Here is a 24643-nt window from a genome sequence, read left to right on the forward strand (position 1 = left end):
ATGGAAGACCGCCATGAGCGCACTCACCGTGAGCCAGGACCCCGAGCAGAGCTGGGACGACCTCGTCCGGTTCTGGGAGGGGAATGGCCCGAGGGCGGCAAGGTGGAGATCATCGAGGGGACCATCACCGTGTCACCTGCTCCCGCGTTTCGCCACAACGTGATCGTGGCTCGCCTCCAGCGTCGCCTTCTGGAGCACAGGGCGCCGATCGTGGTGCGGCCCACGCCCCAGCGCCGCAGCACGCCGGCCGCGACGAACGCCCCCGCGGCCGCCGCCGTGCTCAGCGCCGTCAGGAGCAGCCGGCTGGAGAAGATCACCGACAGGTCGGCCCGGGCGAGCGTGGTGAACACCAGGGCCGGGGGACGCCACGTTGAAGGCCAGCTTGGTCAGCACCTCGCGGCCGTGGCCGCCCAGGGAGCCGCGTCGCCCGATCACATAGCCGACGCCGATGACGACCGCGATGACCGCGAACCCGCTCAACACCCCCTGCACACTGCCTCCTTCGGGGGCAGGAGGCCGTCGGGTATCCAGGGCGGAGCTGATCCGTGGGGCATACAGCAAACCCTCCGGGGAGGGAGGGGAACGGGTCAATGTGATCTTTGCGGGGCCGGAGGGCGGCCCGGTGCCCCGCACCGGGGACCACGGCTACCGATGAGTTGCGCCCGCCCCGACGGTCTACCGGTCGTGGATGCCAGGACACCCCCCGTACTCGCGCTCCTCGGACCCGTCACCCGGGACGAGGTGGCGCGGCTGTGCGACCAGGTGCGCAGGCTCCTCCAGGCCACCGGCGCCGGGGTCGTGGTGTGCGACGTGGGCGGGCTCGGCCCTCCGGGTCTCGGTGCCGTCGACCTGCTGGCGCGGCTTCAGCTGGCCGCCCGGCGGGCCGGGGGCCGCATCCGGCTGCGTGACCCCGACCCCGCGCTACCCGCGCTCCTCGACCTGGTCGGCCTCCCCGTCGAGATGGAGGGGCAGCCCGAACAGCGGGAACCAGCGCTGGGCGTCGAGGAAGCAGTGGAACCCGGTGATGCGGCCGTCTGACGTCTCCAGAATCTGCACCGCCCACGGGCTGAAGCCGCCCTTGTCCGGGTCCGGCTTGTAGTGCGCGAACGCGGGCAGCCCGTTCGCCCGGACCGGCAGCAGCCGGGATCCCGCACAGGAGGCGCCCAGCGTCGTCATGAAGCCGGTGATGTCCGCCGGACCCGTCAGCCACAGGTCGAACGGCGGCATCGTCATGACGGCGTCCTCGTGCAGCAGCGCCGTGAGCGCCGTCATGTCGTACCCCTCGAAGGCCCGCACATAGCGCTCCAGCAGCTTTTGCTGCTCCTCGTCCAGCGGGTCCGACACCGCCGCGCCGGCGCCCCTGTCGTCCCGCTCGGCGAGGGTCGCGCGCGCCCGCTGCAGCGCGCTGTTGACCGAGGCGACGGACGTGCCGAGCAGCTCGGCGACCTCGCTCGCCTTCCAGGCCAGCACCTCGCGCAGGATGAGCACCGCCCGCTGTTTGGGCGGGAGTTGCTGCAGGGCGGCCATGAAGGCGAGCCGCACGGACTCCCTGGCGACGACCGCCTCCGCCGGGTCGTCGCCGGCCGGCAGGACGCGGGCGTCCGGCATCGGCTCCAGCCAGGTGTGGTCCGGGCGGGGAGACAGGGCGGCCTGGGCCAGCGGGGTCGACTCGGTCAGATCCATGGGCCGGGCCCGCTTGTTGCCCGCGGTCAGCATGTCCAGGCAGACGTTCGTCGCGATGCGGTACAGCCAGGAGCGCAGGCTGGAGCGGCCCTCGAACCTGTCGTAGCTCCGCCAGGCGCGCACGAGGGTGTCCTGGACCGCGTCCTCGGCCTCGAAGGACGAGCCGAGCATGCGGTAGCAGTAACCGGTCAGCTCGACCCGATGCTTCTCCAGCCGCGCATCGAGGTCCGGCGTCGCCGCCGTCGTACCGTCGCTCATCGTCCACCCACCCCTGTGGCCGTTCCGTGCGGTGCGCATCGTCGCGCCCAGCACTTCGGAAGCTACCGCAGGGCACTGACAACGGCGCCGGGAGTACACGAAAGCCCACGTCGGGGCGGTCGCCTCAGCGCGTACGAGCGGGACTCAGCGGGCGGCGACCGGCTCCCGGCGCGCCGCCACCCGTGCCGCCCTCGACCCGAAAACCGTGATCGTCACGACACCGAGGACGGCCAGCAGACCGACCCCGACGGTCCCGGTCCAGCCCTGTGCGCGGAAGGCCAGGGCGCCCACCGTGCTGCCGACGCTGGAGCCGATGTAGTACGTGGACTGGTAGAGGGCGGAGGCCTGCGCGCGGCCGTGGGCGGCGGTCCTGCTGACCGCCGAGGAGGCGACCGCGTGGCCCGCGAAGAAGCCCGCCGTGATCAGGACCAGACCCAGCAGGACCAGGACGACCGAGCCCAGCAGGGACAGCAGCAGACCCGCTGCCGTGGTTGCGCCCGCCAGGTAGAGGGCGCCCCTGCGGCCCAGGCGGCCCACCAGCCTGCCCGCGGTCGACGCCGAGACGGTACCGACCAGGTACACCAGGAAGATCGAGCCGATGATGCCCTGGGGGAGGGAGAACGGCGCCTCGGTCAGGCGGTAGCCGATCACCGTGTAGACGCCGCCGAACACGGTCATGAACAGGGCGCCGATCGCGTACAGACGGCGCAGCAGCGGGTTGGCCAGGTGGTCGCGGACCGTGCTCGCCAGTACGCGCGGGCGCAGCGAACCCGGCCTGAAGTGCCGCGGCGTCGGCAGCAGCAGGCGGAACGCCGCGGCGCAGCCCACCGCGATGACCCCGACGACCCCGACGGCGACCCGCCAGCCCCACTCCTGGGCGATCCAGCCGGTGATCACCCGGCCGCTCATGCCGCCGACGCTGTTGCCCGCCACGAAGAGACCGATCGCCGTGACCAGCGCCCTGGGACGGACCTCCTCCGCCAGGTAGGCCTGCGCCGAGGCCGGCAGCCCGGCCAGCGCGGCGCCCTGGAGCGCCCGGAGCGCGACCAGCGTGCCCAGCGAGGGGGCGAAGGGCACGAGCAGGCCGACCGTCACCGCGACCGCCAGGGAGGCCGTCATCACCGTACGCCGTCCGAAACGCTCCGACAGCGCGCTCATCGGCAGGACGAACACCGCCAGGCCGCCCGTCGCGGCGGCCACCGTCCAGCTCGCCTCGCTCGCCGCCACCCCGAACTCGCCGGAGATCAACGGCAGCAGCGCCTGGGTGGAGTACAGCAGCGCGAAGGTCGCGACACCGGCGAGGAAGAGGGCGAGGCTCATCCGGCGGTAGCCGGGGCCGCCCGGGGTCATCCGGGAGTCTGCCTCGATGGCGGGGACGGTGGCGGAGACGGCGGGGACTGCGGGTGCGGCGCCCCTGACAGTGGGCGCCCCGGTATCGGCGGGAGACATGCTTCGACGGTAGGAAGTCCACGGTTCATCCGTCCAATGCATGAACTCGGCATAATCGTTCCCATGACGCATCAGCACAGGCCGCGGGGCCACCTGTCACCGTCCAGTGACACTAAAGACATCTCGAAGAACACGCGGATGACCGGACGGGCGACCAGTCGGGAGAACAGCCGGGAGGCCTCCCGGAGGGACACCGGCAGGGCCGTGGAGGACATCGCCCTGCTGCTCGCGCCGCGCCTTGCCCACTTCGCCGGCGTCGCCCGCACCGAGCACGTCACCCGCGCCGCCCAGGAGATGCAGGTCCCGCAGTCCACCCTGTCCCGGGCCATGGTCCGGCTGGAGCAGGACCTCGGTGTCGACCTCTTCGCGCGCCGGGGCCGGACGGTTTCCCTCACCCCCGCGGGCCGCACGTTCCTCGGCTCGGTGGAACGCGCTCTCGCCGAGATCGAGCGGGCCGCGGACGAGGTGCGCGCGGACGCCGACCCGGCCACCGGCAAGGTCGCCTTCGGCTTCCTGCACACGATGGGCGCCGAGACCGTGCCCGGCCTCATCCACGCCTTCCGCGCCGATCACCCCCGCGTCCGCTTCAGCCTCGTGCAGAACTACGGCGAGGCGATGCTGGAGCGGCTGCGTGCGGGGGAGCTGGACCTCTGTCTCACCTCGCCGGTGCCGGACGCCCCCGACCTCGTCGCCCGCCGTCTCGACGAGCAGAAGCTGCGGCTCGTCGTCCCGGCCGACCACCGCCTCGCCGCCCGTCGGCGCATCCGTCTGGCCGAGGCCGCAGACGAGACCTTCGTGACGCTGGAGCCCGGCTACGGTCTGCGCCGCATCACCGACGACCTGTGCCGCGAGGCCGGCTTCAAGCCGCGGGTGGCCTTCGAGGGCGAGGAGGCCGAGACGCTCAGGGGTCTGGTGGCGGCGGGCCTGGGGGTGGCCCTCCTGCCCCCGCCCGCGGTGCCCCGCCCGGGGGTCGTGGAGCTCACCGTCACCGGCCGGAGAGCGGTGCGCGAAATCGGCGTGGCCTGGCTGGACGGCCACCCGGACACACCCCCGGTGGCGGCCTTCAAGCGGTTCCTGCTCTCCAAACGCGGCAACCTGCTGCCCACCTAGCGGCAACCTGCTGCCCACCTGGGAACTGCCGACCCGAGAGGACATCCCCTAGCGCCGCAACGTCTCCCCGAACCCCGCGGCCAACGGCATCCGCAACCCCAGCGGAGGCGGAGCCGCCAGAGCGTCCTGAACCGGCCGGGAAAGCGCTCGGCCGAACAGCGCCCCCATGACGAAGTCCGAAGCCAGGGCGAGGACTTCGGCACGGTACTGGTGCAATCCGTGCCCGTCGGCGTGGACTTCGAACCGGCACACATCCCGGTTCACCTTCTTCGCCCGCGCCGCGAGCCGGAAGGACAGCTCCGGGTCGGTGCGCTCGTCGTTCGTGCCGTGCACGATCAGCACGCGTCGTCCGGCGAGCTGTTTCACCGGTTCGGGGGAGGCGGCCACATCGTCCTCGGGCAGCCAGGGGGCCATCGCCACCACGGAGTTGACGGCCTCGTGCCCGCCCGCGTGCAGTGCGGCCCGGCCGCCCATGTCGAGGCCGGCCAGGCAGACGGGGACGTCGCCGTAGCGCCGCACGACCTCGTCGGCGGCCCAGGCGGCGTCCCGGGCGAGATGTGCCTCGCTGCCGTTCCAGCCGCGGTAACGGTAGTGGACCACGTGGGTCGCCAGGCCCTCGTCGCGTCCCGCCCGTACCAGATGGCGCCCGAGCGCGCGCACCGAGGCGGTCGCCAGCATCGACGAGGGCCTGCGGCCGGAGACCTCCTCGCCGCCGGGGAGCAGCAGCACCACTCCGCTGACCGCCGCCGGCTCCGGGCCGAGCGTCCTCCCCAGCCGGGCCTGGCGAACCGGCGTCGCTTCCTGTGCCATGACAGAACAGTGTCAGAAGCACCGGTGTACGCCACCCGTCCGTGCGGTCACCGTTACGTATCGACGGATGTGTACAGGGAGTCGTCTACGCGCGTAGGGGGTAGAGTGCGGAAATGACGAGCCAGACTGCCCACCTGGGGGACACCCCGAGCTCGGACCAGATCCGCCGGGCGCCCAAGGTTCTGCTGCACGACCACCTCGACGGCGGGCTCCGCCCCGGCACCGTCGTCGACCTCGCCCGCGAGTCGGGCTACACCGATCTCCCCGACACCGACCCGGACAAGCTCGGCATCTGGTTCCGTGAGGCCGCCGACTCCGGTTCCCTCGAGCGGTACTTGGAGACCTTCTCCCACACCGTCGGCGTCATGCAGACCAGGGACGCGCTGGTCCGCGTCGCCCGCGAGTGCGCCGAGGACCTCGCCGAGGACGGCGTCGTCTACGCCGAGGTGCGATACGCCCCCGAGCAGCATCTCGAGGGCGGTCTGAGCCTGGAGGAGGTGGTCGAGGCGGTCAACGAGGGCTTCCGGGAGGGTGAGCGGCTCGCCCGGGAGAACGGCCACCGCATCCGGGTCGGCGCCCTGCTCACCGCCATGCGGCACGCGGCCCGTGCCCTGGAGATCGCCGAACTGGCCAACCGCTACCGGGACACGGGCGTCGTCGGCTTCGACATCGCCGGTGCCGAGGCCGGCTATCCGCCCACCCGGCACCTCGACGCCTTCGAGTACCTCAAGCGCGAGAACAACCACTTCACCATTCACGCGGGCGAGGCCTTCGGGCTCCCCTCCATCTGGCAGGCGCTGCAGTGGTGCGGCGCCGACCGGCTCGGGCACGGGGTGCGCATCATCGACGACATCGAGGTGCGGGAGGACGGCTCGGTCCGGCTCGGGCGACTGGCCTCGTACGTCCGGGACAAGCGCATCCCGTTGGAGCTGTGTCCCAGCTCCAACCTCCAGACCGGTGCGGTGTCCTCGTACGCCGAACACCCGATCGGGCTGCTGCGGCGTCTTCACTTCCGGGCCACCGTCAACACGGACAACCGTCTCATGTCACACACCAGCATGAGCCGGGAATTCGAGCGACTCGTCGAGGCGTTCGGTTACACGCTCGACGACATGCAGTGGTTCTCCGTCAATGCGATGAAATCAGCGTTCATTCCTTTCGACGAACGACTGGCCATGATCAATGACGTGATCAAGCCCGGATATGCGTTGCTGAAATCCGAATGGCTGTTTCAGCAGACCGCTTCCACCAGCGGGTCTGTGACCTCGGGCGGCTGATCCGGGCAGGTGGAATGCGGGCGGGCTTCACAACCCGTCCGCATTTCGATGTTTGCGGCTGGTGGCCGGGCATGTTTACGGTCGTGGACCGCTCAGTTCCCCGTCATCCATGCAAGGACGCATTTTTATGAAGCAGTCTGCCGCCAAGACCCTCGGTGTCGCCGCCCTCGGTGCCGCCTTCGCCGCCGCCGGCGCGGGAGCGGCGAACGCCGCCCCGGCCGTCCCGGGTGCTCCCCAGGCGCTGGGCACCGTCAGCAAGGCGCTCCCGACGGAGCACCTCACCAAGACGCTGCCGGGCGGCCAGGCGCTGAACCAGGCCAAGCCCGCGGTCGAGCAGGGCCTGCGCTCGAAGCCGGTCGCCCCGACCGTGCTGAACCAGGGTCCGAACAGGCCGGTGGGCGGTCTGCTCGGCGGCCTGCCGCTGCCGGGTCTGCCCCTGGGCGGCACGTCGGTGAACGGGATCCCGCTGGGCTGAGCCACCGCCCACATGCCGCTGGGGCGCACCCCGTGCTTAGGGGTGCGCCCCAACGGCGTTCTCCGTACGGCGATCACCAGGCCGTCCGTGCCTGGTCCTCGGAGGGCAGCAGGATCCACAGCGCGATGTAGGCCAGGAACTGCGGGCCCGGCAGCAGGCAGGAGAGCAGGAAGATCACGCGCATCGTCGTCGCGGAGGTGCCGAAGCGCCGAGCCAGCGCTGCGCACACTCCGCCGATCATGCGGCCGTCGGTCGGGCGGGCAAGGGCGGTCATCTCGGCTCCTTGAGGGGCTGCTGTGCGAGGCCTCCCCGATGGCTGCCTCGTCTGCCCTCCACGTTAGGGAGACGAAGGGGGCAAAGCGTCGCTCCACGGGGCGATCCCGACCCTGGGAATCGTCGGGGTCCGACCCTGAGCCGGTTCCTCCTGGCGCACGGCCGTGTGCTGCCGGCGTTCGGCCCTGCGGCGGAGACGGAAGCGGCCGGCGGGCACCACCGCCAGGTGCGCCAGGGCCACGCCCGCGGTGTTCAGCAGCAGCGCGTCGACGTCCACGACCCGGCCGGGCACACCGGTCTGCAGCAGGGCGATGCCGAGCGAGATCAGCACACCGGCGGCGACCGTACGCATCAGCGACGGGACCAGGGAGGCGCGGAGTCTGCCGTGCGCCATCGGCAGCAGCACGCCCAGCGGCGCGAGCAGCCCGAGCCCCTCGCCGATGCGCCGGGCCGCCTCGAGCCCGCCCAGCGCCAGGTCGGCCCGGATGGTGGCGAACGGGTGCAGGTTCGCCGGCATCACCCATGGGACGTCGAGCGGGCGCAGCGAGAGCCAGGCGACGAGCCCGAGATGGGCGACGAGGAGGAGACCCCCCGTCACGCGGACGCGGATCGCGGCACTGCCGCCGACGGAGCCTTGACGCTGCACGCCCCCCAAGACGCGGCCTCCGGCACGATCGGTTCCGGGAAAGTCCGCACGCACCGCAACGAGTCCTGCGCCACACGTAGGCGTCGCCCGCGGGTCAGCCGCCCGTCACCTCGGTCGACGGCGGCTCGGTGCCGCCGGGCCGGGAGCGGACCTCGTCGGTGCACTCGTAGCGGCGCAGCGGCGCGCCGTCGGGGCCGCCGAGGACCACGGCGCCGTCCCCCTCGGCCGCCGCGGAGTCGGACAGCGTGCACACGAGCTGGGCGAGGGCGTACGGCGTCAGCCCGGCGGGCGAGGCGCTCAGCCGGAGGGTGTCCTTGGGGTCCTTGTGCCGGGGCCCGGTGACGGTCACCCCGCGCGGCACGTGCGTGCTGTACCCGGCCTCCTTCTCGCCGGCGGACGGCGTCGCGGCGAGCTGGTCGAGCAGCCCCTGCGCGACGATGACCCGCCGCTGCGCGTCCGCGGTTCCCTCCGGCACGCGCACGGTCCGGTCGACGGTCACCAGCGACGAGCCGCACAGCAGGAACACCTGCACGGGCACACCTCGGGAGGTCTGCGTCGCCAGGTCCGGCCGGGCCGGCGAACAGGGCACGCGGGAGGGGGCGCGGCCGAAGTTCGTGGGCACTTCGGTGGGGCGGATTCCGCACCCGCCGAGCAGCACGGCCAGCACGGGCAGCGCCAGCAGACGGCGTCCCGTCATCGGGCGCCTCCCTTCGAAGCGTTGCCCTTGCCCGGGTCCTTCTTGCCGGCCTCCTCGGCGAGGGCGGAGGCGTCCCGCGGCAGTCGCAGCGTGAACACCGCACCGCCCTTGGGCGAGTTGGCGGCGGTGATGCCGCCGCCGTGGATGTGGGCGTTCTCCAGGGCGATCGACAGGCCGAGCCCGCTGCCCTCGGAGCGCGGCCGGGAGGCGCTCGCCTTGTAGAACCGGTCGAAGACGTGCGGCAGGACGTCCTCGGGGATGCCGGGCCCGTGGTCCTGCACCTCGATGACGATCTCGTGGTCCGCCGCTCGCACCGAGACCCTGACGGGGGAGCCGCCGTGCTTGAGGGCGTTGCCGACGAGGTTCGCCAGGATGACGTCCAGGCGGCGCGGGTCGAGCCGGGCGTGCAGGCCGCGTTCGGCGTCCAGGTCCACCGCGTCCAGCCAGGCACGGGCGTCGATGCAGGCGGTGATCTGGTCGGCGACGTCGACGTCGTCCAGGACCAGCCTGGCGGTACCCGCGTCGAAGCGGGTGACCTCCATCAAATTCTCGACCAGGTCGTTCAGCCTCCGGGTCTCGCTGACCACCAGCCGGACCGCGGGCTCGATCATCGGGTCGATGCCCCCGGCCTCGGACTCCAGCTCCTCCTCCAGCACCTCCGTCACGGCGGTGATGGCGGTCAGCGGGGTGCGCAGCTCGTGCGACATGTCGGCCACGAAGCGCCGGGAGGCCTCGTCACGGGCGGCCATGTCCGCCACCCGCTTCTCCAGCGCCTCGGCCGCGTTGTTGAACGTCCGGGAGAGATCGGCGAGTTCGTCGGTGCCGGACACCCTGAGCCGGGTGTCGAGCTTGCCCTCGCCGAGCCGGCGCGCGGCCACGCCCAGCCGGTGCACCGGCTTCAGCACGGTGGTGGCCGCCGCCTGCGCCAGCAGGGCGGCACCGATCAGCGCGAGGCCGGTGGCGATGCCCAGTGACCAGGCCAGCGAGTTCAAGTCCTTGGCCTCCGGCTCCAGCGACTTGAGCATGTAGCCGGTCGGGCCGCCCCCGATCACGTTCGTGCCGGCCACCAGGTAGGGGCTGCCGTGCTCGTCGATCCGCTGCCAGTACAGGTGGTACGACGCCTTGTTGTCCGAGGACGGCGACTGCTTCCGGTCCACCGCGGCACGAAGCGACTTGGGCACGTCCTCCATCACGAAGCCGTTGAGGCCACCGGAGTTGCCGTACACGGTCTTGCCGCCGGCGTCCTGCGCGACCAGCAGCACGCTGAAGCGCTGGCTGCTGTTCGCCATCTGTCCCGCGGTGTGTTGCAACTGGTCCTGGCTGGGATGCACCGGCAACGCGGCCGCCCGGTTCTGCATCTCCTGCTGGAAGTCGCGCAGCACCGCGTCCTGGGCCCGGGTGAGTACCGCCTCCCGGTTGAGCCAGTACGCGATCCCGGACGCGGACACCGCGGCGGTCAGGGCCACCAGCCCGAAGACGACGACCAACCTGAGCCGCAGACTGGTGAACCGCAGTCGTGACAGAGCTCCCTTGCGACCCGCGGCCCAGCCGCGCAGCCCCCCTTGCGCGTTTGTCACTGAGGCGCGTCCAGGCGGTAGCCGACACCACGCACGGTACGGATCAGCGTCGGGGACGACGGCACGTCCTCGACCTTGGCGCGCAGCCGCTGCACACAGGCGTCCACGAGCCGCGAGTCGCCCAGGTAGTCGTGCTCCCAGACCAGCCGCAGCAGTTGCTGCCGGGACAGCGCCTGCCCCGGCCGTCGGCTCAGTTCGAGCAGCAGGCGCAGCTCGGTCGGGGTCAGCTGGAGGTCCTCGCCGTTCTTCGTCACCGTCATCGCCGCACGGTCGATGACCAGGCTGCCGAAGCTCGCCGCGTCGTTCGCCTCCCGCTCCCCGCGCCGCAGCACGGCGCGGATCCGGGCGTCCAGCACCCGTCCCTGTACGGGCTTGACGACGTAGTCGTCGGCGCCGGACTCCAGGCCCACCACCACGTCGATGTCGTCGCTGCGCGCGGTCAGCAGAATGATCGGCAGCTGGTCCGTGCGCCGGATGCGCCGGCACACCTCGAACCCGTCGATGCCGGGCAGCATCACGTCCAGCACGATGAGGTCCGGCCGCTGTTCGCGCAGCAGCTTCAGACCGTCCTCACCGCTGGCAGCGGTGGCCACCCGGTGTCCCTGGCGAGTCAGTGAGAGCTCCAGGGCCGTCCGGATGGCGTCGTCGTCCTCGATCAGCAACAGGGAAGGCACGGGGCTCATTCTGGCCCATGCCGGGTCGGGGTTTCGACACTTGGAGCGCTCCCACACATCTCCCGCAAATGATCAAGAGTGGTGCGTGCGTCTGCGTAGCCGTGGCGCTCTGCTCTGTGACCGCGCTGTGCCGCGGCCGGGCGGGCCCCTGTGACAGGTCTGTGACAGTCGGCGGACACGGCCATGAAGTGGCGGCGGCAAGCTTTTCGGCACAGGCAAGGAAGCAGGGCAACACCGGAAGTCCACGACGGGGGGCGCGAGATGAACACGCTGCACAGCACCAGCACCAGCGCTGTGGTCACGCGTCTGCACGACGTGACCCGGGGTTCCGAGAAGTCCGGCGCCGAGGGGGGTCCCTCCCGCACGAGCGTGTTCGAGCGTGGGGGAGGGCGGGGGTGCGCTCGCGGCGCCGGGCGTCAGCACGCCGCCTACATGACGGTGGTTGACGCCCACACGGGGGAAACACACGGGGGAAGCGCGTACGGGGAGGGCTCGGGGGAGCGTCGTCCGGCGGAGAGGGTGGATGCGGAAGCGGCGTTCACCGCCTACGTCCAGGAGCGCCGTGCCTCCCTGTACGCAACCGCCTACCACCTCACCGGTGACCGCTTCGAGGCCGAGGACCTGCTGCAGAGCGCGCTGTTCTCGACCTACCGGGCCTGGGACCGGATCAGCGACAAGGCGGCCGTCGGCGGATACCTCCGCCGCACCATGACGAACCTGCACATCAGCGCCTGGCGGCGCCGCAAGCTCAACGAGTACCCGACCGAGGAACTGCCGGAGACGCCCGGCGACACGGACGCGATGCGCGGCACCGAGCTGCGCGCGGTCCTGTGGCAGGCGCTGGCCCGGCTGCCCGAACTCCAGCGCACCATGCTGGTCCTGCGCTACTACGAGGGCCGCACGGACCCGGAGATCGCGGAGATCCTCGGCATCAGTGTCGGCACGGTGAAGTCCAGCATCTGGCGCTCGCTGCGCCGGCTGCGCGAGGACGAGGTCCTCGCCTTCGGCCGTGACGAGGAGGAGTCCTTCGGAGAGCTCGTCGCCTGAGCCGTCCGAAGGTCTGGGGGACCCCCCGGGGGGGACCTGGGGGGAAAGCACGGGGGAGCAGTACCGGGGGCCCACGGGGGGAACGGGGACCGCGGGGAAGTACGGGGGATGCAAGGGGGAGCACCAAGGAAGCGGGGCTGGAGGGCCGGGGGGTCCGTCCAGTCCCGCTTTTGCTTGAGGACCGCCCGTCGTGTCTGCGTCGTCCATGGCCGTCCCCGTGGAGCGGGCCGGGCCATTGCGGCGCCCTACGGCGGTGAGCGGGTGAGGACTTGCCGCTACGCCAGGTCAGGCCGCCGTCCGTGCCTGCACCTGTCGCCCGGCCGCAGCGGCGGTGAGCCGGCCCAGAGCCTCGTCCCGGTCGCACGGGTGGGCGCCCAGGGACACCTGGCGGGCGATGATCGACCGCTCGGCGCGCATCAGGCGCCAGCCGCGGCGCAGCAGGAACGGGACCGACTTGCGGCCCTCCTTCAGGTCCCGCAGGAAACGCCGGCGGAACGTGGTGACCGGCCCGCGCGTCAGGCACAGCGCGTCGGCCAGAACGCCCAGCTCCCGGCAGCGGTCCACGATTTCGGCGGCGAACACGCCCTCCGCGATGAACAGCGGGGTGCGTCCGATGTGCAGGCTCTCCTCGCCGGTCCGGGCGCTCAGCGAGATGTCGTACACCGGCACGTTCGTGCTGCCCGAGGCGCACAACCGGGTGATCGCCTCCACCGCGACGTCCGCGTCCCACGACCGCGGATGGTCCCAGTCGATGTCCGAACTCCCCGTCACCAGGGGCAGAGTCGGGTCGTCGCCCTCCTTGTAGAAGTCGTCGAGGCGCAGTACGGGCAACCCGGAGCGGGCCGCGACCAGGGACTTGCCCGAGCCCGAGGGGCCGCAGAGCAGCACGACGCGGGCGGGTGACGGGGGATGAAGGCTCACGGAACATCAGTTTGACGCATGGTGGACCCGCTGCCGACCCCGCGGGTCGGCTTTGGAACGTGCGTTACGTCTCAACTACTCTGTGTGCTGTTCTTGTTACCCTGTGCATCAGAAGGCGGCACCAGAAATGGCTCGACGCGAGTCCTTCCCCCACCCCACCGCCCGGCGTGCCCTGGTGACCCTGGCGACCGCCGGTGTCGCCCTGGGCGCGGGCGCGACGGCGGCCACGGCGGACATCCTCCCCCTCATGAGCGGCGCCGAGCACCGGCCCGTCTCCCTCGACCGGAACGACACCCGGGCGAGCCTGCGGGCACTGACCGGCTCGGCGCAGTACGTCACGGGACCGGTCACGGATCTCAAGCCCAACCCCCTGGCGGACACCGGCTCCGACCCGTTCAGCAACAGCGTCGCCACCGAGGTCGCCGACTTCCAGCCGATGGACTCCAGGATGGTGACCAGCCCGGTGGCGGAGGCGCCGACGATCGGGAGCATTCCGGGGCAGCTCGCGGGGCGGACGGGCGACGGCACGGACGGTCCGCGGGGCTGAACGGCCGCACCGCACGCGGAGAGCCGCGCCTCCCCCGGACGGAGGGGAGACGCGGCTCTCGTCTGTGGAGCGCCTCAGTAGGCGGAGCCGGAGGCGCCCAGTGACCCCGTCGGGTGCCAGACCGTCTTGGTTTCCAGGAAGGCCGTCAGCCGCTCGGTGCCCGGCGTCGCGAAGTAGTCCACAGGCTGTGGACGAAGGACGCGCTTGAGGTTGTCCGCCGCCGCGATCTCCAGCTCCTTCGCCAACTCCTCGTCGGCGCCCGCGAGGTCGATCGCGTTGACGTCCTGATGCGCGGCGAGCGGCGCCGCGATCTCCGCGGTACGGCCGGAGAGCACGTTGACGACGCCGCCGGGCAGGTCGGAGGTGGCGAGCACCTCGCCCAGCGACAGGGCGGGCAGCGGGGACTTCTCGCTCGCGATCACGACCGCGGTGTTGCCGGTGGCGATCACCGGGGCGATCACCGAGACCAGGCCCAGGAAGGACGACTCCTGCGGGGCCAGGACGGCGACCACGCCGGTCGGCTCGGGGGAGGACAGGTTGAAGAACGGCCCCGCGACCGGGTTGGCGCCGCCGATCACCTGGGCGATCTTGTCGGTCCAGCCCGCGTACCAGACCCAGCGGTCGATCGCCGCGTCCACGACCGCGCCCGCCCTGGACTTGGACAGGCCCTCGGCCTCGGCGATCTCCCGCACGAACTGCTCGCGGCGGCCCTCCAGCATCTCGGCGATCCGGTAGAGGATCTGACCGCGGTTGTACGCCGTCGCGCCCGACCAGGCACCGAACGCCTTGCGCGCGGCGACCACGGCGTCACGGGCGTCCTTGCGGGACGACTGCGGGGCGTTGGCCAGCCAGTTGCCCTTCGAGTCCGTCACCTCGTACACCCGGCCGCTCTCGGAACGCGGGAACTTCCCGCCGACGTACAGCTTGTAGGTCTTGAAGACAGTCAGTCGCTGCTCGATCTTCTCGATCTTCTCGATCTTCTCGGACTTCTCGGTCTTCTCGGTCTTCTCAGACATCGAGGTACGCCTCCAGGCCGTGGCGGCCGCCCTCGCGGCCGAAGCCCGACTCCTTGTAGCCGCCGAACGGTGAGGTCGGGTCGAACTTGTTGAACGTGTTGGACCACACCACACCGGCGCGCAGCTTGCCCGCGACGGCCAGGATCCGGGAGCCCTTCTCGGTCCAGATGCCGGCGGACAGGCCGTACGGGGTGTTGTTGGCCTTGGCGACGGCCTCGTCCGGGGTGCGGAAGGTGAGGACGGAGAGCACCGGTCCGAAGATCTCGTCACGGGCGATGGTGTGCGCCTGGCTGACGTTCGTGAACAGCGTCGGGGCGAACCAGTAGCCGGAGGAGGGCAGTTCGCAGGCAGGGGACCAGCGCTCGGCGCCCTCCGCCTCGCCCCGCTCGGCGAGCGCGGTGATCCGGGCCAGCTGCTCGGCGGAGTTGATCGCGCCGATGTCGGTGTTCTTGTCGAGCGGGTCGCCCAGGCGCAGGGTCGACAGACGGCGCTTGAGGGAGTCCAGCAGCTCGTCGTGGACCGACTCCTGGACCAGCAGGCGGGAGCCCGCGCAGCAGACCTGGCCCTGGTTGAAGAAGATGCCGTTCACGATGCCCTCGACGGCCTGGTCGATCGGGGCGTCGTCGAAGACGATGTTGGCGCCCTTGCCGCCCAGTTCGAGGGTGAGCTTCTTCCTCGTGCCCGCGACCGTGCGGGCGATCTCCTTGCCGACGGCCGTGGAGCCGGTGAAGGCGACCTTGTTCACGTCCGGGTGCGCGACGAGGGCGGCGCCCGCGTCACCGTAGCCCGGGAGGATGTTGACGACACCCTTGGGCAGGCCCGCCCGGCGGCAGATGTCCGCGAAGAACAGGGCGGACAGGGGAGTGGTCTCGGCGGGCTTCAGTACGACCGTGTTCCCGGTCGCCAGCGCCGGGGCGATCTTCCACGCCAGCATCAGCAGGGGGAAGTTCCACGGGATGACCTGGCCGGCCACGCCCAGTGGCTTCGGGCTCCGGCCGAATCCGGCGTGCTCCAGCTTGTCGGCCCAGCCCGCGTAGTAGAAGAAGTGCGCGGCGACCAGCGGCAGGTCGGCGTCGCGGGTCTCCTTGATGGGCTTGCCGTTGTCCAGCGTCTCCAGGACGGCCAGCTCGCGGCTGCGCTCCTGGATGATGCGGGCGATGCGGAACAGGTACTTGGCGCGCTCGGAGCCGGGCAGCGCCGACCACTTCCCGAAGGCCTTGCGGGCGGCCCTCACCGCGCGGTCCACGTCCGCCTCACCGGCCTGGGCGACCTCGGAGAGGACCTCCTCGGTGGACGGGCTGACGGTCTTGAAGACCTTGCCGTCGGCCGCCTCGGCGAACTCACCGTCGATGAACAGGCCGTAGGCGGGGGCGATGTCGACGATCGAGCGGGACTCGGGCGCCGGTGCGTACTCGAATGCGGATGACACGTTGTCCATGAGGGTCTCAGTCCACCGTCACGTAGTCGGGGCCGGAGTAACGGCCGGTGGCCAGCTTCTGGCGCTGCATCAGCAGGTCGTTCAGGAGCGAGGAGGCGCCGAAGCGGAACCAGTGGTTGTCCAGCCAGTCCGGCCCGGCGGTCTCGTTCACCAGGACGAGGAACTTGATCGCGTCCTTGCTGGTACGGATGCCGCCGGCGGGCTTCACGCCGACCTGGACGCCGGTCTGCGCGCGGAAGTCGCGCACCGCCTCCAGCATCAGCAGCGTGTTGGCCGGGGTCGCGTTGACGGCGACCTTGCCGGTGGAGGTCTTGATGAAGTCGGCACCCGCCAGCATGCCGAGCCAGCTCGCGCGGCGGATGTTGTCGTACGTGGACAGCTCGCCCGTCTCGAAGATGACCTTCAGACGGGCGGACGTCCCGCAGGCGTCCTTCACGGCGACGATCTCGTCGTACACCTTCAGGTAGTTGCCCGCGAGGAACGCGCCGCGGTCGATGACCATGTCGATCTCGTCGGCGCCGGCGGCGACGGCCTCGTGGACGTCGGCCAGCTTCACCGCGAGGGCGACACGGCCCGCCGGGAAGGCGGTGGCCACCGAGGCGACCTTCACGCCCGAGCCCGCGACGGCCTCCTTGGCGGTGGCCACCATGTCGGGGTAGACGCAGACCGCGGCCGTGGTGGGGGTCGTACGGTCCGTCGGGTCGGGGTGGACCGCCTTGGCGCCGAGCGCCCGGACCTTGCCCGGGGTGTCCGCGCCTTCCAGCGTCGTCAGGTCGACCATCGAGATGGCGAGGTCGATGGCGTACGCCTTCGCGGTGGTCTTGATGGATCGGGTGCCGAGCGAGGCGGCGCGCGCCTCCAGGCCGACCGCGTCGACGCCGGGCAGCCCGTGGAGGAAGCGGCGCAGCGTGCTGTCGGACGCGGTGACGTCACTGAGCGCGATGGGGGTACCACCCTGCTCGAGCGAAGCCGAGAGCTTGGGGGAGGATGCAGAGGTGGGCATGGTCACCAGGCGAGCATATCTACGCGCGTAGCGGCTGTACACCCCCGCGGCTCATCTCACATGTCCGGCGCGCAGACGAGCGGGGCGCGGGCAGTGGCGGCCGGGTCCGGAGAGGTGTGCCGGGGAGGTGGGGCACCGCGGGTGAGCGTCCGCGCGGCCGTCGGGCAGAATCGGGACCATGACGACGCCCGAGCACGAGTCACCAGCGCCGCAGCCGCCGGCCCCCGAGGCCGGGGACCGGGTGTACCGGTCGTCCGGAGGCATCGCGAGCGGTGTCCTGCTGCTCGCCGTCGTGGTGTGGCTGGGCTTCGACGCGCTGTTGCGCGGCCACGGCCGCACCCCATGGCTGGCACTCGCCGGGATGATCCTGATCGTGCCGCTCGTGGTGGCCTTCACCCTGCGGCCGGCCGTGTACGCCAACGACGAGCGGCTGCGCATCCGCAATCCCTTCCGCGTGATCGTGCTGCCCTGGGGGCAGGTCGCCACGCTGCGGTCCGGTTACTCGAACGAGGCCGTCGCCAAGTCCGGGACCAAGTACCAGATGTGGGCGGTGCCCGTGTCGATGCGGGCACGCAAGAGGGCCGTACGGCAGGAGACCCGGACCGCCGCGGCGGGGGACCCCGGGACGGGGGCTGGGCGCGGCGGCGGCACCTTCGGGCGCGGCGCCCCGGTCGGCGGCTCGCGCGGCGCCGCCGGGCAGACCGGGCCCGCCCGCGCCGCGACCGACCAGATCATGGACGACCTGCGCGAACTCCACGAGACCCGGGCCGACGCCAGGACGGCCCAGGGTGAGATCACGCTCCGCTGGGCCTACGAGATCCTGGGACCGGCGCTCGCCGGAGCCGTCGTACTGGCAATCCTGCTGGCAACGGGCTGACCGGAGCGGCCTCGACAAGGACGCGAACCGGTTGTGGATCGGGCGCGGTCCGCCCCGTCACTCGCGTGGGTGACACTCCCCAACTGTCGGCCTGTCCTTGTGCGGCGGCTGCCCGCCCGCGGGCGTCAAGGCCGCGGGCGGGGAAGCGGGGTCAGATGCCGGCGGCTGTCGACAGGTCGTGCTCGAGGGTTGTCAGCAGCTTTGCCGCCTTGGCCCGAGCTGCCGGGAGATCGGCGTGTGTCGCTGCGGGGACCACGACCTGGAGGTAGCACTTCAGCTTGGGCTCCGTGCCGCTGGGGCGCACGATGACGCGGGCGCCGTCGAGGGTGTAGCGCAGGCCGTCGGTGGGCGGCAGCTTGTCGGTGCCCTGCGTCAGGTCCTCCGCGCTGGTGATCGGCAGCCCGGCGAGGTGGGTCGGGGGCTGCTCGCGCAGGCGGCGCATCGCGTTCGCGATGACGGACAGGTCCTGGACGCGGACCGAGAGCTGGTCGGTGGCGTGCAGACCGTGTTCGACGGCCAGGTCGTCGAGCAGGTCGAGCAGGGTGCGGCCCTCCGACTTGAGCCGCGAGGCCAGTTCGGTGATCAGAAGGGCAGCGGTGATGCCGTCCTTGTCCCGGACGCCCTCGGGGTCGACGCAGTAGCCGAGGGCCTCCTCGTAGCCGTAGCGCAGGCCCTCGGCGCGCGCGATCCACTTGAAGCCCGTGAGGGTCTCCTCGTAGGGCAGGCCCGCCTTCTCGGCGATCCGGCCGAGGAGGGAGGAGGAGACGATCGACTCCGCGAACGTGCCGCGCGCGCCGCGCCCCACCAGGTGGGCGGCGAGCAGCGCGCCGACCTCGTCGCCGCGCAGCATGCGCCAGTCCTCGCCGTCCTTCACCGCCACCGCACAGCGGTCGGCGTCGGGGTCGTTGGCGATGACGAGGTCCGGGTCGGTCGCGCGGGCCGTGGCGAAGGCCAGGTCCATCGCGCCGGGCTCCTCGGGGTTGGGGAAGGCGACCGTCGGGAAGTCCGGGTCGGGGTCGGCCTGCTCGGTGACGAGAACGGGCGCCGGGAAACCGGCGCGCGCGAAGGCGGCGAGGAGGACGTCCCTGCCGACGCCGTGCATCGCCGTGTAGACGGTACGGGCGGTACGGGGTGAGCCGGGGGCGAGGACGGCGTCCGTGCGGGCGAGGTAGGCGTCGAGGACGCCCTCGTCGAGGGTTTCCCAGCCGGTGTCCGGGCGGGGGACGTCGTGCAGGGAGCGGATGGCGTCGATCTCGGCGGCGATCCCGGCGTCGGCGGGCGGGACGATCTGGGAGCCGTCCCCGAGGTAGACCTTGTAGCCGTTGTCCCGGGGCGGGTTGTGGCTGGCGGTGACCTCCACGCCGGCGACCGCGCCGAGGTGCCTGATGGCGAAGGCGAGGACGGGGGTGGGCAGGGGGCGCGGGAGGACCGCGGCGCGCAGGCCCGCGCCGGTCATCACGGCGGCGGTGTCGCGGGCGAAGTCGGCGGACTTGTGGCGGGCGTCGTAGCCGATGACGACGAGGCCGGCGTTCCCGTCCCCGTGCGGGGTCCCGTTCTTCTTCAGGTACGCGGCGAGGCCCGCGGCGGCGCGGATGACGACGGCGCGGTTCATGCGCATCGGGCCGGCGCCGAGTTCACCGCGCAGGCCCGCGGTGCCGAACTGGAGGGTGCCGCTGAAACGCGCGGCGAGCTCGTTGACGTCCCCGGCCTCGAAGAGCTCGGCGAGTTCCTCACGGGTCTCCGCGTCGGGGTCCTCGGCCAGCCACGCCTTGGCCCGTGCGATGAGGTCGTCGTGCACGTTCGGTCAGCCTCTCGTGTTGTGTGGGTTGGGGGAGAAGTGGCGCGCTGCGCCTCGTGCCGGTGGGTGGGGGAAGGGGCGTTGCGCCTCGTGCCGGTGGGTGGGGGAAGGGGCGTTGCGCCTCGTGCCGGTGGGTGGGGGAAGGGGCGTTGCGCCTCGTGCCGGTGGGTGGGTCGGGGTCGCGGTGTGCGTCCGGCCCGCCGCGGGTCGGGCGTACTGCGGTCCGGTGCACCGTTGCCGTCGGCAGGGACGAAGTGGGCGGCGGGCTGCGACGCACCACCGCGGCCCGCTCCCGCCGTCGGGCGGCCTTCCCGCCATCGTGGCGGGGAAAGCCCCGAGCGGCACCCGCCGGTGCGGGTCGACCCGCTTACGGCAGCGACGGCACGCGTGCCTTGAGCCCCGGGGCGCCCGCCTCGGCACCCGTCGGGCCGTGCCTTACAGGCGCCCCAGCACCTGGGCCAGCAGCGAGCCCATCCGGGTCGCGCTGTCCCGGCCCGCCTGGAGGACCTCCTCGTGGTTCAGGGGTTCCCCGGTCATGCCCGCGGCGAGGTTGGTGACCAGTGAGATGCCCAGGACCTCGGCGCCGGCCTCGCGTGCGGCGATCGCTTCGAGGACCGTGGACATGCCGACCAGGTCAGCGCCGATGACCCGGGCCATGCGGATCTCGGCCGGGGTCTCGTAGTGCGGGCCGGGGAACTGGGCGTAGACGCCCTCCTCCAGCGTGGGGTCGACCTCCTTGCACAGCGCGCGCAGGCGGGGCGAGTAGAGGTCGGTCAGGTCCACGAAGTTGGCGCCGACGATCGGCGAGGTCGCCGTGAGGTTGATGTGGTCGCTGATCAGGACCGGCTGGCCGGGACGCATGCCCTCGCGCAGACCGCCGCAGCCGTTGGTCAGGACCACGGTCTTGCAGCCGGCCGCGACGGCGGTGCGCACGCCGTGGGCGACGGCGGCCACACCGCGGCCCTCGTAGTAGTGGGTGCGGCCCAGGAAGACCAGGGCCCGCTTGTTCCCCATGGCGTACGAGCGGATCTTGCCGCCGTGGCCCGCGACCGCCGGCGGCGGGAATCCGGGCAGCTCGGTGACCTGGAGCTCGGCGTCGGGGGTGCCCAGGGCGTCGACGGCCGGTGCCCAGCCGGAGCCCATCACGAGAGCCACGTCGTGGGTCTCGGCGCCGGTGAGTTCACGCAGGCGCGCGGCGGCGGCGTCGGCGGCGGCGTAGGGGTCGCCCTGGATGTCGTCCGGAAGAAGAGATGCGTTCACGCGGTCGAGGGTAGCCGGTCTGGGCCTACGCGCGTAGATGACGGAGGTCACGGCAATGCGATCGTTGTCTTGTCGTTTCCCACGACGCGACGGGACGGTGCCCGGCGGTACCGGAGGGGGGACCCGGGGGCCGGCGGGCGGCCGAGGGGGCCGAGAGGGGATCAGCCCTCGTCAGGGATGAGGACGTCCTTGTCGTTGAAGACCTCGACGATGAAGATCAGCAGCCGTCCCCGGCTGACCGTGTACTCCACCAGGATGTTCTGGGTGAGCCGGATCGTGCGGTCGTCCCCGGTCGAGCTTATGGGACGGGACACCGAGAGGAAGGGATCGCGGGCCAGGAGCGAGATGCCCTTGTCGAAGGCGATGCGCTGCTGGTCGTCCAGCCGGTCGCGGGCCGCGGCGGCCTGTTCGGTGTAGTAGACGTCGTACGTGGCGATGGGGGCCATGGCGTCTCCCCTCGGTCCGGCAATCGGCCCAATTTTATGGCCGCTCCGCCTCAGCACGGCCTCTTGCGCAGTTCCATCACGTAATCGTGTGGTGCCCCGGCGGACTCCGCCGCGTCGGCGATCTCGCCGAGGTAGCGGGCCGAGGGCAGGCCGCCCTCGTAGGCGTTCAGGACGAAGGCCCACGCCGGTTCCTCGCCGTCCAGAGTGTGCACCCTGACCCGCAGCCGCCGGTAGACGCCGAGCCCCACGCCCTCCCAGCGGTCCAGGGACTCCTCGTCCATGGGGGCGATGTCGTAGAGCGCGACGAAGACCTGGGAGAGCGGGTCCTCGACGACCGTCGCCAGCGCGCCCTCCCAGCCCATGTGCTCGCCGCCGAAGGTCAGCCGCCAGCCGTTCAGCCAGCCCGTGGCGCGCAACGGCGAGTGCGGGGCGCGGCGGGACATCAGCCGCGCGTCGAGATTGCCGGCGTACGCGGCGTAGAGCGACATGGGTCGAGGGTACGGCAGGGGCGCGTGCGTCTCTCGGGTCCCAGAGGTAACAGAACGGGCCCGGCCCCGCCCCCAAGGCGTTAGCACCTTGAGCCGTGCGGGACAATGGGGTACGTGACTCGGATCGTGATCATCGGTGGCGGACCCGGCGGATACGAAGCGGCGCTGGTCGCGGCGCAGCTCGGCGCGGAGGTGACCGTCGTCGACTGCGACGGTCTGGGCGGAGCGTCGGTGCTGACCGACTGCGTGCCCTCGAAGACGCTCATCGCGACGGCCGAGGTGATGACCACCTTCGACTCGTCGTACGAGGAGCTGGGCATCATCGTCGCGGACGACACCCCGCACATCGAGCAGGCCGCCCGGGTCGTGGGCGTGGACCTCGGCAAGGTCAACCGACGGGTCAAGCGGCTGGCGCTCGCCCAGTCGCACGACATCACCGCGTCCGTGACGCGGGCCGGGGCCCGGGTCATGCGCGGACGCGGACGGCTGGAGGGCATGCAGGCCCTCGACGGCTCGCGGAAGGTCGTCGTCACGGCCGCCGACGGCACCGAGGAGACGCTCACGGCCGACGCCGTCCTGATCGCGACCGGCGGACACCCCCGCGAACTGCCCGACGCACAGCCCGACGGCGAGCGCATCCTCAACTGGACCCAGGTCTACGACCTCAACGAGCTGCCCGAGGAGCTCATCGTGGTCGGGTCGGGTGTGACCGGTGCCGAGTTCGCGGGCGCCTACCAGGCGCTCGGTTCGGAGGTCACCCTCGTGTCGTCGCGCGACCGGGTGCTGCCGGGCGAGGACCCGGACGCGGCGGCCGTCCTGGAGGACGTCTTCCGCCGCCGCGGGATGAACGTCATGGCCCGGTCGCGGGCCGCTGCGGCCAAGCGGGTCGGGGACCGGGTGGAGGTCACCCTGTCGGACGGGCGGGTCATCACCGGCACCCACTGCCTGATGGCCGTCGGCGCCATCCCCAACAGTGCGGGGCTGGGCCTGGAGGAGGCGGGCGTCAAGCTGCGCGAGTCGGGCCACATCTGGACCGACAAGGTCTCCAGGACGACGGCTCCGGGTGTGTACGCGGCCGGTGACGTGACCGGTGTCTTCGCCCTCGCGTCCGTCGCGGCCATGCAGGGACGTATCGCCATGTACCACTTCCTCGGCGACGCGGTGGCCCCGCTGAACCTGAAGACGGTCTCCTCCAACGTCTTCACCGACCCGGAGATCGCCACCGTCGGCTACAGCCAGGCCGACGTCGACGCCGGCAAGATCGACGCCCGCTGCGTGAAGCTGCCGCTGCTGCGCAACCCGCGCGCCAAGATGCAGGGCATCCGGGACGGCTTCGTGAAGATCTTCTGCCGTCCGGGCACCGGGATCGTGGTCGGCGGTGTCGTGGTCGCGCCGCGCGCCTCGGAACTCATCCACCCCATCTCGATCGCCGTCGACAACAATCTGACGGTCGAACAGATCGCGAACGCGTTCACCGTGTACCCCTCCCTTTCGGGGTCGATCGCCGAGGTGGCACGACAGCTCCACACCCGCAAGACGACCGCCGAGTTCTGACCGGGCGGCCCGACTCCCCGCTGGTCACGGGGAGTTGTCGACCATGCGTACGGCATAGGCGGCGCGACTAGGTCCCTATACCACTTCCCGTCCTGCTGTACGAACAACTTCTGTTATTCGGCGCAAACTGCTGAAAGCAGACGGTCGCTGGGGTTACTGTCAGTTTCGTGTTCGCTGCTGAACGTCGCCAATTGATCCTCGAAATGGTGCGAGCGAACGGTGCGGTATCGCTCCGTGAACTCGCCCGCGTCGTCCAGACCTCCGAAGTGACCGTACGGCGGGACGTGCGGGCACTGGAGGCAGAAGGACTCCTCGACCGCCGGCACGGCGGTGCGGTACTGCCGGGCGGGTTCACGCGGGAGTCCGGCTTTCCGCAGAAGTCCCATCTCGCGACCGCGGAGAAGACGGCCATCGCCGACCTCGCCGCGGGCCTCGTCGAAGAGGGCGAGGCGATCGTCGTCGGGGCGGGGACGACCACGCAGGAGCTGGCGCGCCGGCTCGCCCGGGTCCCCGGCCTGACCGTCGTCACCAACTCCCTCCTGGTCGCTCAGGCGTTGGCCCACGCCAACCGCGTGGAGGTCGTGATGACCGGCGGTACCCTGCGCGGCTCCAACTACGCCCTCGTCGGCTCCGGCGCCGAACAGTCGCTCCAGGGGCTGCGGGTCTCCAAGGCCTTCCTCTCGGGGAGCGGCCTGACCGCCGAGCGCGGGCTGTCCACGTCCAACATGCTGTCGGCGTCCGTGGACCGGGCCCTGGTCCAGGCGGCGGCGGAGGTGGTGGTCCTCGCCGACCACACCAAGCTCGGCACGGACACGATGTTCCAGACGGTGCCGACCGATCTGATCACCCGCCTGGTGACGGACGAGCCTCCGGCCCATGACGACCGTGCGGCGACCGAGCTCCAGGCGCTCGCCGACCAGGGTGTGCAGATCGCCGTGGCCGGCGCGGCGGGAGCCCCGGGAGGCGATCCGGGCCCGGCGCGCGAACGGCGCCGGGAGGTTCCCCTGCCCGGCCCCCGCCGCAGCCAGGGCCCCGGCCCGGGCCTCCGCTCCGCGACACTCGGCGAACAGCCGGGTACGGAGCGAGCCCGGGTGGCGGACCTTCGCAGGCGCTGAGGCGGGATTGGCGCCCCGCCCCGCGCCGCGCTGAGCGTCGTGCCGCGGTGGGGTGGGTGCCGAGGGCAGCGCTGACGCCGTTGGCGCGGCCGGGCGATGCCGAGTGGCGCGATCGGGTGGTTGCCCGGCGCCGGCTTGAGCCTGGGCCGCGGTCGGGTCGTTGCCCGGGGCAGCGCTGACAGACGTGGGCGCGGCCGGGCGATT

25 protein-coding genes and 2 pseudogenes are annotated in these 24643 nt (G+C 71.8%); 10 read left to right on the forward strand and 17 right to left on the reverse strand.

Annotated features, from left to right (window positions below; translation table 11 throughout):
- Positions 1-13: 13 nt before the first annotated feature.
- A pseudogene (locus tag AB0A61_RS04800) lies at positions 14-189 on the forward strand (Uma2 family endonuclease); the annotation flags it as partial.
- A gap of 2 nt (positions 190-191) precedes the next feature.
- On the opposite strand, the pseudogene AB0A61_RS04805 reads toward AB0A61_RS04800, so the two are convergent.
- Positions 192-492, reverse strand: a pseudogene (locus tag AB0A61_RS04805) (AEC family transporter); the annotation flags it as partial.
- A 159-nt stretch (positions 493-651) separates the two neighbouring features.
- Between AB0A61_RS04805 and AB0A61_RS04810 the strand changes: the two are divergent.
- Positions 652-1038 (forward strand): STAS domain-containing protein, encoded by a 387-nt coding sequence (locus AB0A61_RS04810; protein WP_361286032.1) that lies wholly within the window; start codon positions 652-654, stop codon positions 1036-1038.
- On the opposite strand, the gene AB0A61_RS04815 is transcribed toward AB0A61_RS04810, so the two are convergent.
- Both AB0A61_RS04815 and AB0A61_RS04820 read right to left on the reverse strand, forming a co-directional pair.
- Complete coding sequence (locus AB0A61_RS04815) at positions 922-1941, reverse strand: sigma-70 family RNA polymerase sigma factor (protein ID WP_361286035.1); 1020 nt, start codon at positions 1939-1941, stop codon at positions 922-924. The two genes, AB0A61_RS04810 and AB0A61_RS04815, sit on opposite strands and share 117 nt — an antisense overlap.
- Positions 1942-2085: 144 nt before the next feature.
- Positions 2086-3390: an MFS transporter gene (locus AB0A61_RS04820; RefSeq protein WP_361286038.1), complete on the reverse strand. Its 1305-nt coding sequence runs from the start codon at positions 3388-3390 to the stop codon at positions 2086-2088.
- 63 nt (positions 3391-3453) lie between these two features.
- Here AB0A61_RS04820 and AB0A61_RS04825 point away from each other — a divergent pair, with 63 nt between their 5' ends.
- The gene (locus AB0A61_RS04825) at positions 3454-4500 is read left to right on the forward strand and encodes a LysR substrate-binding domain-containing protein (RefSeq protein WP_361286042.1); all 1047 of its coding nucleotides are present in this window, start codon (positions 3454-3456) and stop codon (positions 4498-4500) included.
- 48 nt (positions 4501-4548) lie between these two features.
- Here AB0A61_RS04825 and AB0A61_RS04830 read toward each other — a convergent pair whose 3' ends face one another.
- On the reverse strand, positions 4549-5310 hold the full coding sequence (locus tag AB0A61_RS04830; RefSeq protein WP_361286045.1) for an alpha/beta hydrolase: 762 nt from the start codon (positions 5308-5310) through the stop codon (positions 4549-4551).
- A gap of 113 nt (positions 5311-5423) precedes the next feature.
- Here AB0A61_RS04830 and AB0A61_RS04835 point away from each other — a divergent pair, with 113 nt between their 5' ends.
- Both AB0A61_RS04835 and AB0A61_RS04840 read left to right on the forward strand, forming a co-directional pair.
- The gene (locus AB0A61_RS04835; RefSeq protein WP_361286048.1) at positions 5424-6587 is read left to right on the forward strand and encodes an adenosine deaminase; all 1164 of its coding nucleotides are present in this window, start codon (positions 5424-5426) and stop codon (positions 6585-6587) included.
- A 127-nt stretch (positions 6588-6714) separates the two neighbouring features.
- On the forward strand, positions 6715-7062 hold the full coding sequence (locus AB0A61_RS04840) for an ATP-binding protein (RefSeq protein ID WP_361286051.1): 348 nt from the start codon (positions 6715-6717) through the stop codon (positions 7060-7062).
- Between the two features lie 73 nt (positions 7063-7135).
- Here the strand turns inward: AB0A61_RS04840 and AB0A61_RS04845 are convergent, their stop codons facing one another.
- The 5 genes from AB0A61_RS04845 to afsQ1 all read right to left on the reverse strand — a co-directional run bounded on the left by AB0A61_RS04845 (position 7136) and on the right by afsQ1 (position 10929).
- On the reverse strand, positions 7136-7336 hold the full coding sequence (locus AB0A61_RS04845; RefSeq protein ID WP_361286054.1) for a PspC domain-containing protein: 201 nt from the start codon (positions 7334-7336) through the stop codon (positions 7136-7138).
- Between the two features lie 63 nt (positions 7337-7399).
- Positions 7400-7981, reverse strand: a complete 582-nt coding sequence (locus tag AB0A61_RS04850) for a VanZ family protein (protein ID WP_361286057.1) — start codon at positions 7979-7981, stop codon at positions 7400-7402.
- 94 nt (positions 7982-8075) lie between these two features.
- Complete coding sequence (locus AB0A61_RS04855; RefSeq protein WP_361286060.1) at positions 8076-8678, reverse strand: hypothetical protein; 603 nt, start codon at positions 8676-8678, stop codon at positions 8076-8078.
- Complete coding sequence (locus AB0A61_RS04860; RefSeq protein ID WP_361286063.1) at positions 8675-10255, reverse strand: HAMP domain-containing sensor histidine kinase; 1581 nt, start codon at positions 10253-10255, stop codon at positions 8675-8677. The genes AB0A61_RS04855 and AB0A61_RS04860 overlap by 4 nt, the downstream gene beginning before the upstream one ends.
- Positions 10252-10929 carry a two-component system response regulator AfsQ1 gene (afsQ1, locus tag AB0A61_RS04865; RefSeq protein ID WP_361286065.1) on the reverse strand — a complete coding sequence of 226 codons (678 nt, stop codon included), beginning with the start codon at positions 10927-10929 and terminating at the stop codon, positions 10252-10254. Before afsQ1 ends, AB0A61_RS04860 begins: the two co-directional genes overlap by 4 nt.
- 261 nt (positions 10930-11190) lie before the next feature.
- Between afsQ1 and AB0A61_RS04870 the strand changes: the two genes are divergently transcribed.
- Positions 11191-11976 (forward strand): SigE family RNA polymerase sigma factor, encoded by a 786-nt coding sequence (locus tag AB0A61_RS04870; protein WP_361286068.1) that lies wholly within the window; start codon positions 11191-11193, stop codon positions 11974-11976.
- A gap of 285 nt (positions 11977-12261) precedes the next feature.
- Here the strand turns inward: AB0A61_RS04870 and AB0A61_RS04875 are convergent, their stop codons facing one another.
- Complete coding sequence (locus AB0A61_RS04875; protein ID WP_361286071.1) at positions 12262-12897, reverse strand: uridine kinase; 636 nt, start codon at positions 12895-12897, stop codon at positions 12262-12264.
- Positions 12898-13024: 127 nt separating this feature from the next.
- Between AB0A61_RS04875 and AB0A61_RS04880 the strand changes: the two genes are divergently transcribed.
- Entirely contained in the window at positions 13025-13444 is a 420-nt protein-coding gene (locus AB0A61_RS04880) for a hypothetical protein (protein WP_361286074.1), read from the forward strand.
- Between the two features lie 74 nt (positions 13445-13518).
- Here the strand turns inward: AB0A61_RS04880 and AB0A61_RS04885 are convergent, their stop codons facing one another.
- Genes AB0A61_RS04885 through deoC form a run of 3 tightly spaced genes read right to left on the reverse strand, consistent with a single transcriptional unit; the run spans position 13519 to position 16901 of the window.
- The gene (locus tag AB0A61_RS04885) at positions 13519-14460 is read right to left on the reverse strand and encodes an aldehyde dehydrogenase family protein (protein ID WP_361286077.1); all 942 of its coding nucleotides are present in this window, start codon (positions 14458-14460) and stop codon (positions 13519-13521) included.
- The gene (locus AB0A61_RS04890) at positions 14453-15889 is read right to left on the reverse strand and encodes an aldehyde dehydrogenase family protein (RefSeq protein ID WP_361286265.1); all 1437 of its coding nucleotides are present in this window, start codon (positions 15887-15889) and stop codon (positions 14453-14455) included. The genes AB0A61_RS04885 and AB0A61_RS04890 overlap by 8 nt, the downstream gene beginning before the upstream one ends.
- A gap of 16 nt (positions 15890-15905) precedes the next feature.
- A complete protein-coding gene (deoC, locus tag AB0A61_RS04895) occupies positions 15906-16901 on the reverse strand; it encodes a deoxyribose-phosphate aldolase (protein ID WP_361286080.1) in 996 nt (331 codons plus the stop codon).
- A gap of 178 nt (positions 16902-17079) precedes the next feature.
- On the opposite strand from deoC, the gene AB0A61_RS04900 reads away from it, so the two are divergent.
- Positions 17080-17778, forward strand: coding sequence for a PH domain-containing protein (locus AB0A61_RS04900; RefSeq protein WP_361286083.1), 699 nt, complete (start codon positions 17080-17082; stop codon positions 17776-17778).
- A gap of 151 nt (positions 17779-17929) precedes the next feature.
- Here AB0A61_RS04900 and AB0A61_RS04905 read toward each other — a convergent pair whose 3' ends face one another.
- The 4 genes from AB0A61_RS04905 to AB0A61_RS04920 all read right to left on the reverse strand — a co-directional run bounded on the left by AB0A61_RS04905 (position 17930) and on the right by AB0A61_RS04920 (position 21770).
- Positions 17930-19576, reverse strand: coding sequence for a phospho-sugar mutase (locus AB0A61_RS04905; protein WP_361286086.1), 1647 nt, complete (start codon positions 19574-19576; stop codon positions 17930-17932).
- Between the two features lie 435 nt (positions 19577-20011).
- A complete protein-coding gene (locus AB0A61_RS04910; RefSeq protein ID WP_361286089.1) occupies positions 20012-20836 on the reverse strand; it encodes a purine-nucleoside phosphorylase in 825 nt (274 codons plus the stop codon).
- A 161-nt stretch (positions 20837-20997) separates the two neighbouring features.
- A complete protein-coding gene (locus AB0A61_RS04915) occupies positions 20998-21282 on the reverse strand; it encodes a hypothetical protein (RefSeq protein ID WP_361286092.1) in 285 nt (94 codons plus the stop codon).
- Between the two features lie 50 nt (positions 21283-21332).
- On the reverse strand, positions 21333-21770 hold the full coding sequence (locus AB0A61_RS04920) for a gamma-glutamylcyclotransferase (RefSeq protein WP_361286095.1): 438 nt from the start codon (positions 21768-21770) through the stop codon (positions 21333-21335).
- Positions 21771-21875: 105 nt separating this feature from the next.
- Here AB0A61_RS04920 and AB0A61_RS04925 point away from each other — a divergent pair, with 105 nt between their 5' ends.
- Together AB0A61_RS04925 and AB0A61_RS04930 are read left to right on the forward strand one after the other, a co-directional pair.
- The gene (locus AB0A61_RS04925; protein ID WP_361286098.1) at positions 21876-23324 is read left to right on the forward strand and encodes an NAD(P)H-quinone dehydrogenase; all 1449 of its coding nucleotides are present in this window, start codon (positions 21876-21878) and stop codon (positions 23322-23324) included.
- Positions 23325-23491: 167 nt separating this feature from the next.
- Complete coding sequence (locus AB0A61_RS04930; RefSeq protein WP_361286101.1) at positions 23492-24439, forward strand: DeoR/GlpR family DNA-binding transcription regulator; 948 nt, start codon at positions 23492-23494, stop codon at positions 24437-24439.
- Positions 24440-24643 lie beyond the last annotated feature (204 nt).

The organism is Streptomyces sp. NPDC046197 (assembly GCF_040646295.1).
GTDB lineage: Bacteria > Actinomycetota > Actinomycetes > Streptomycetales > Streptomycetaceae > Streptomyces.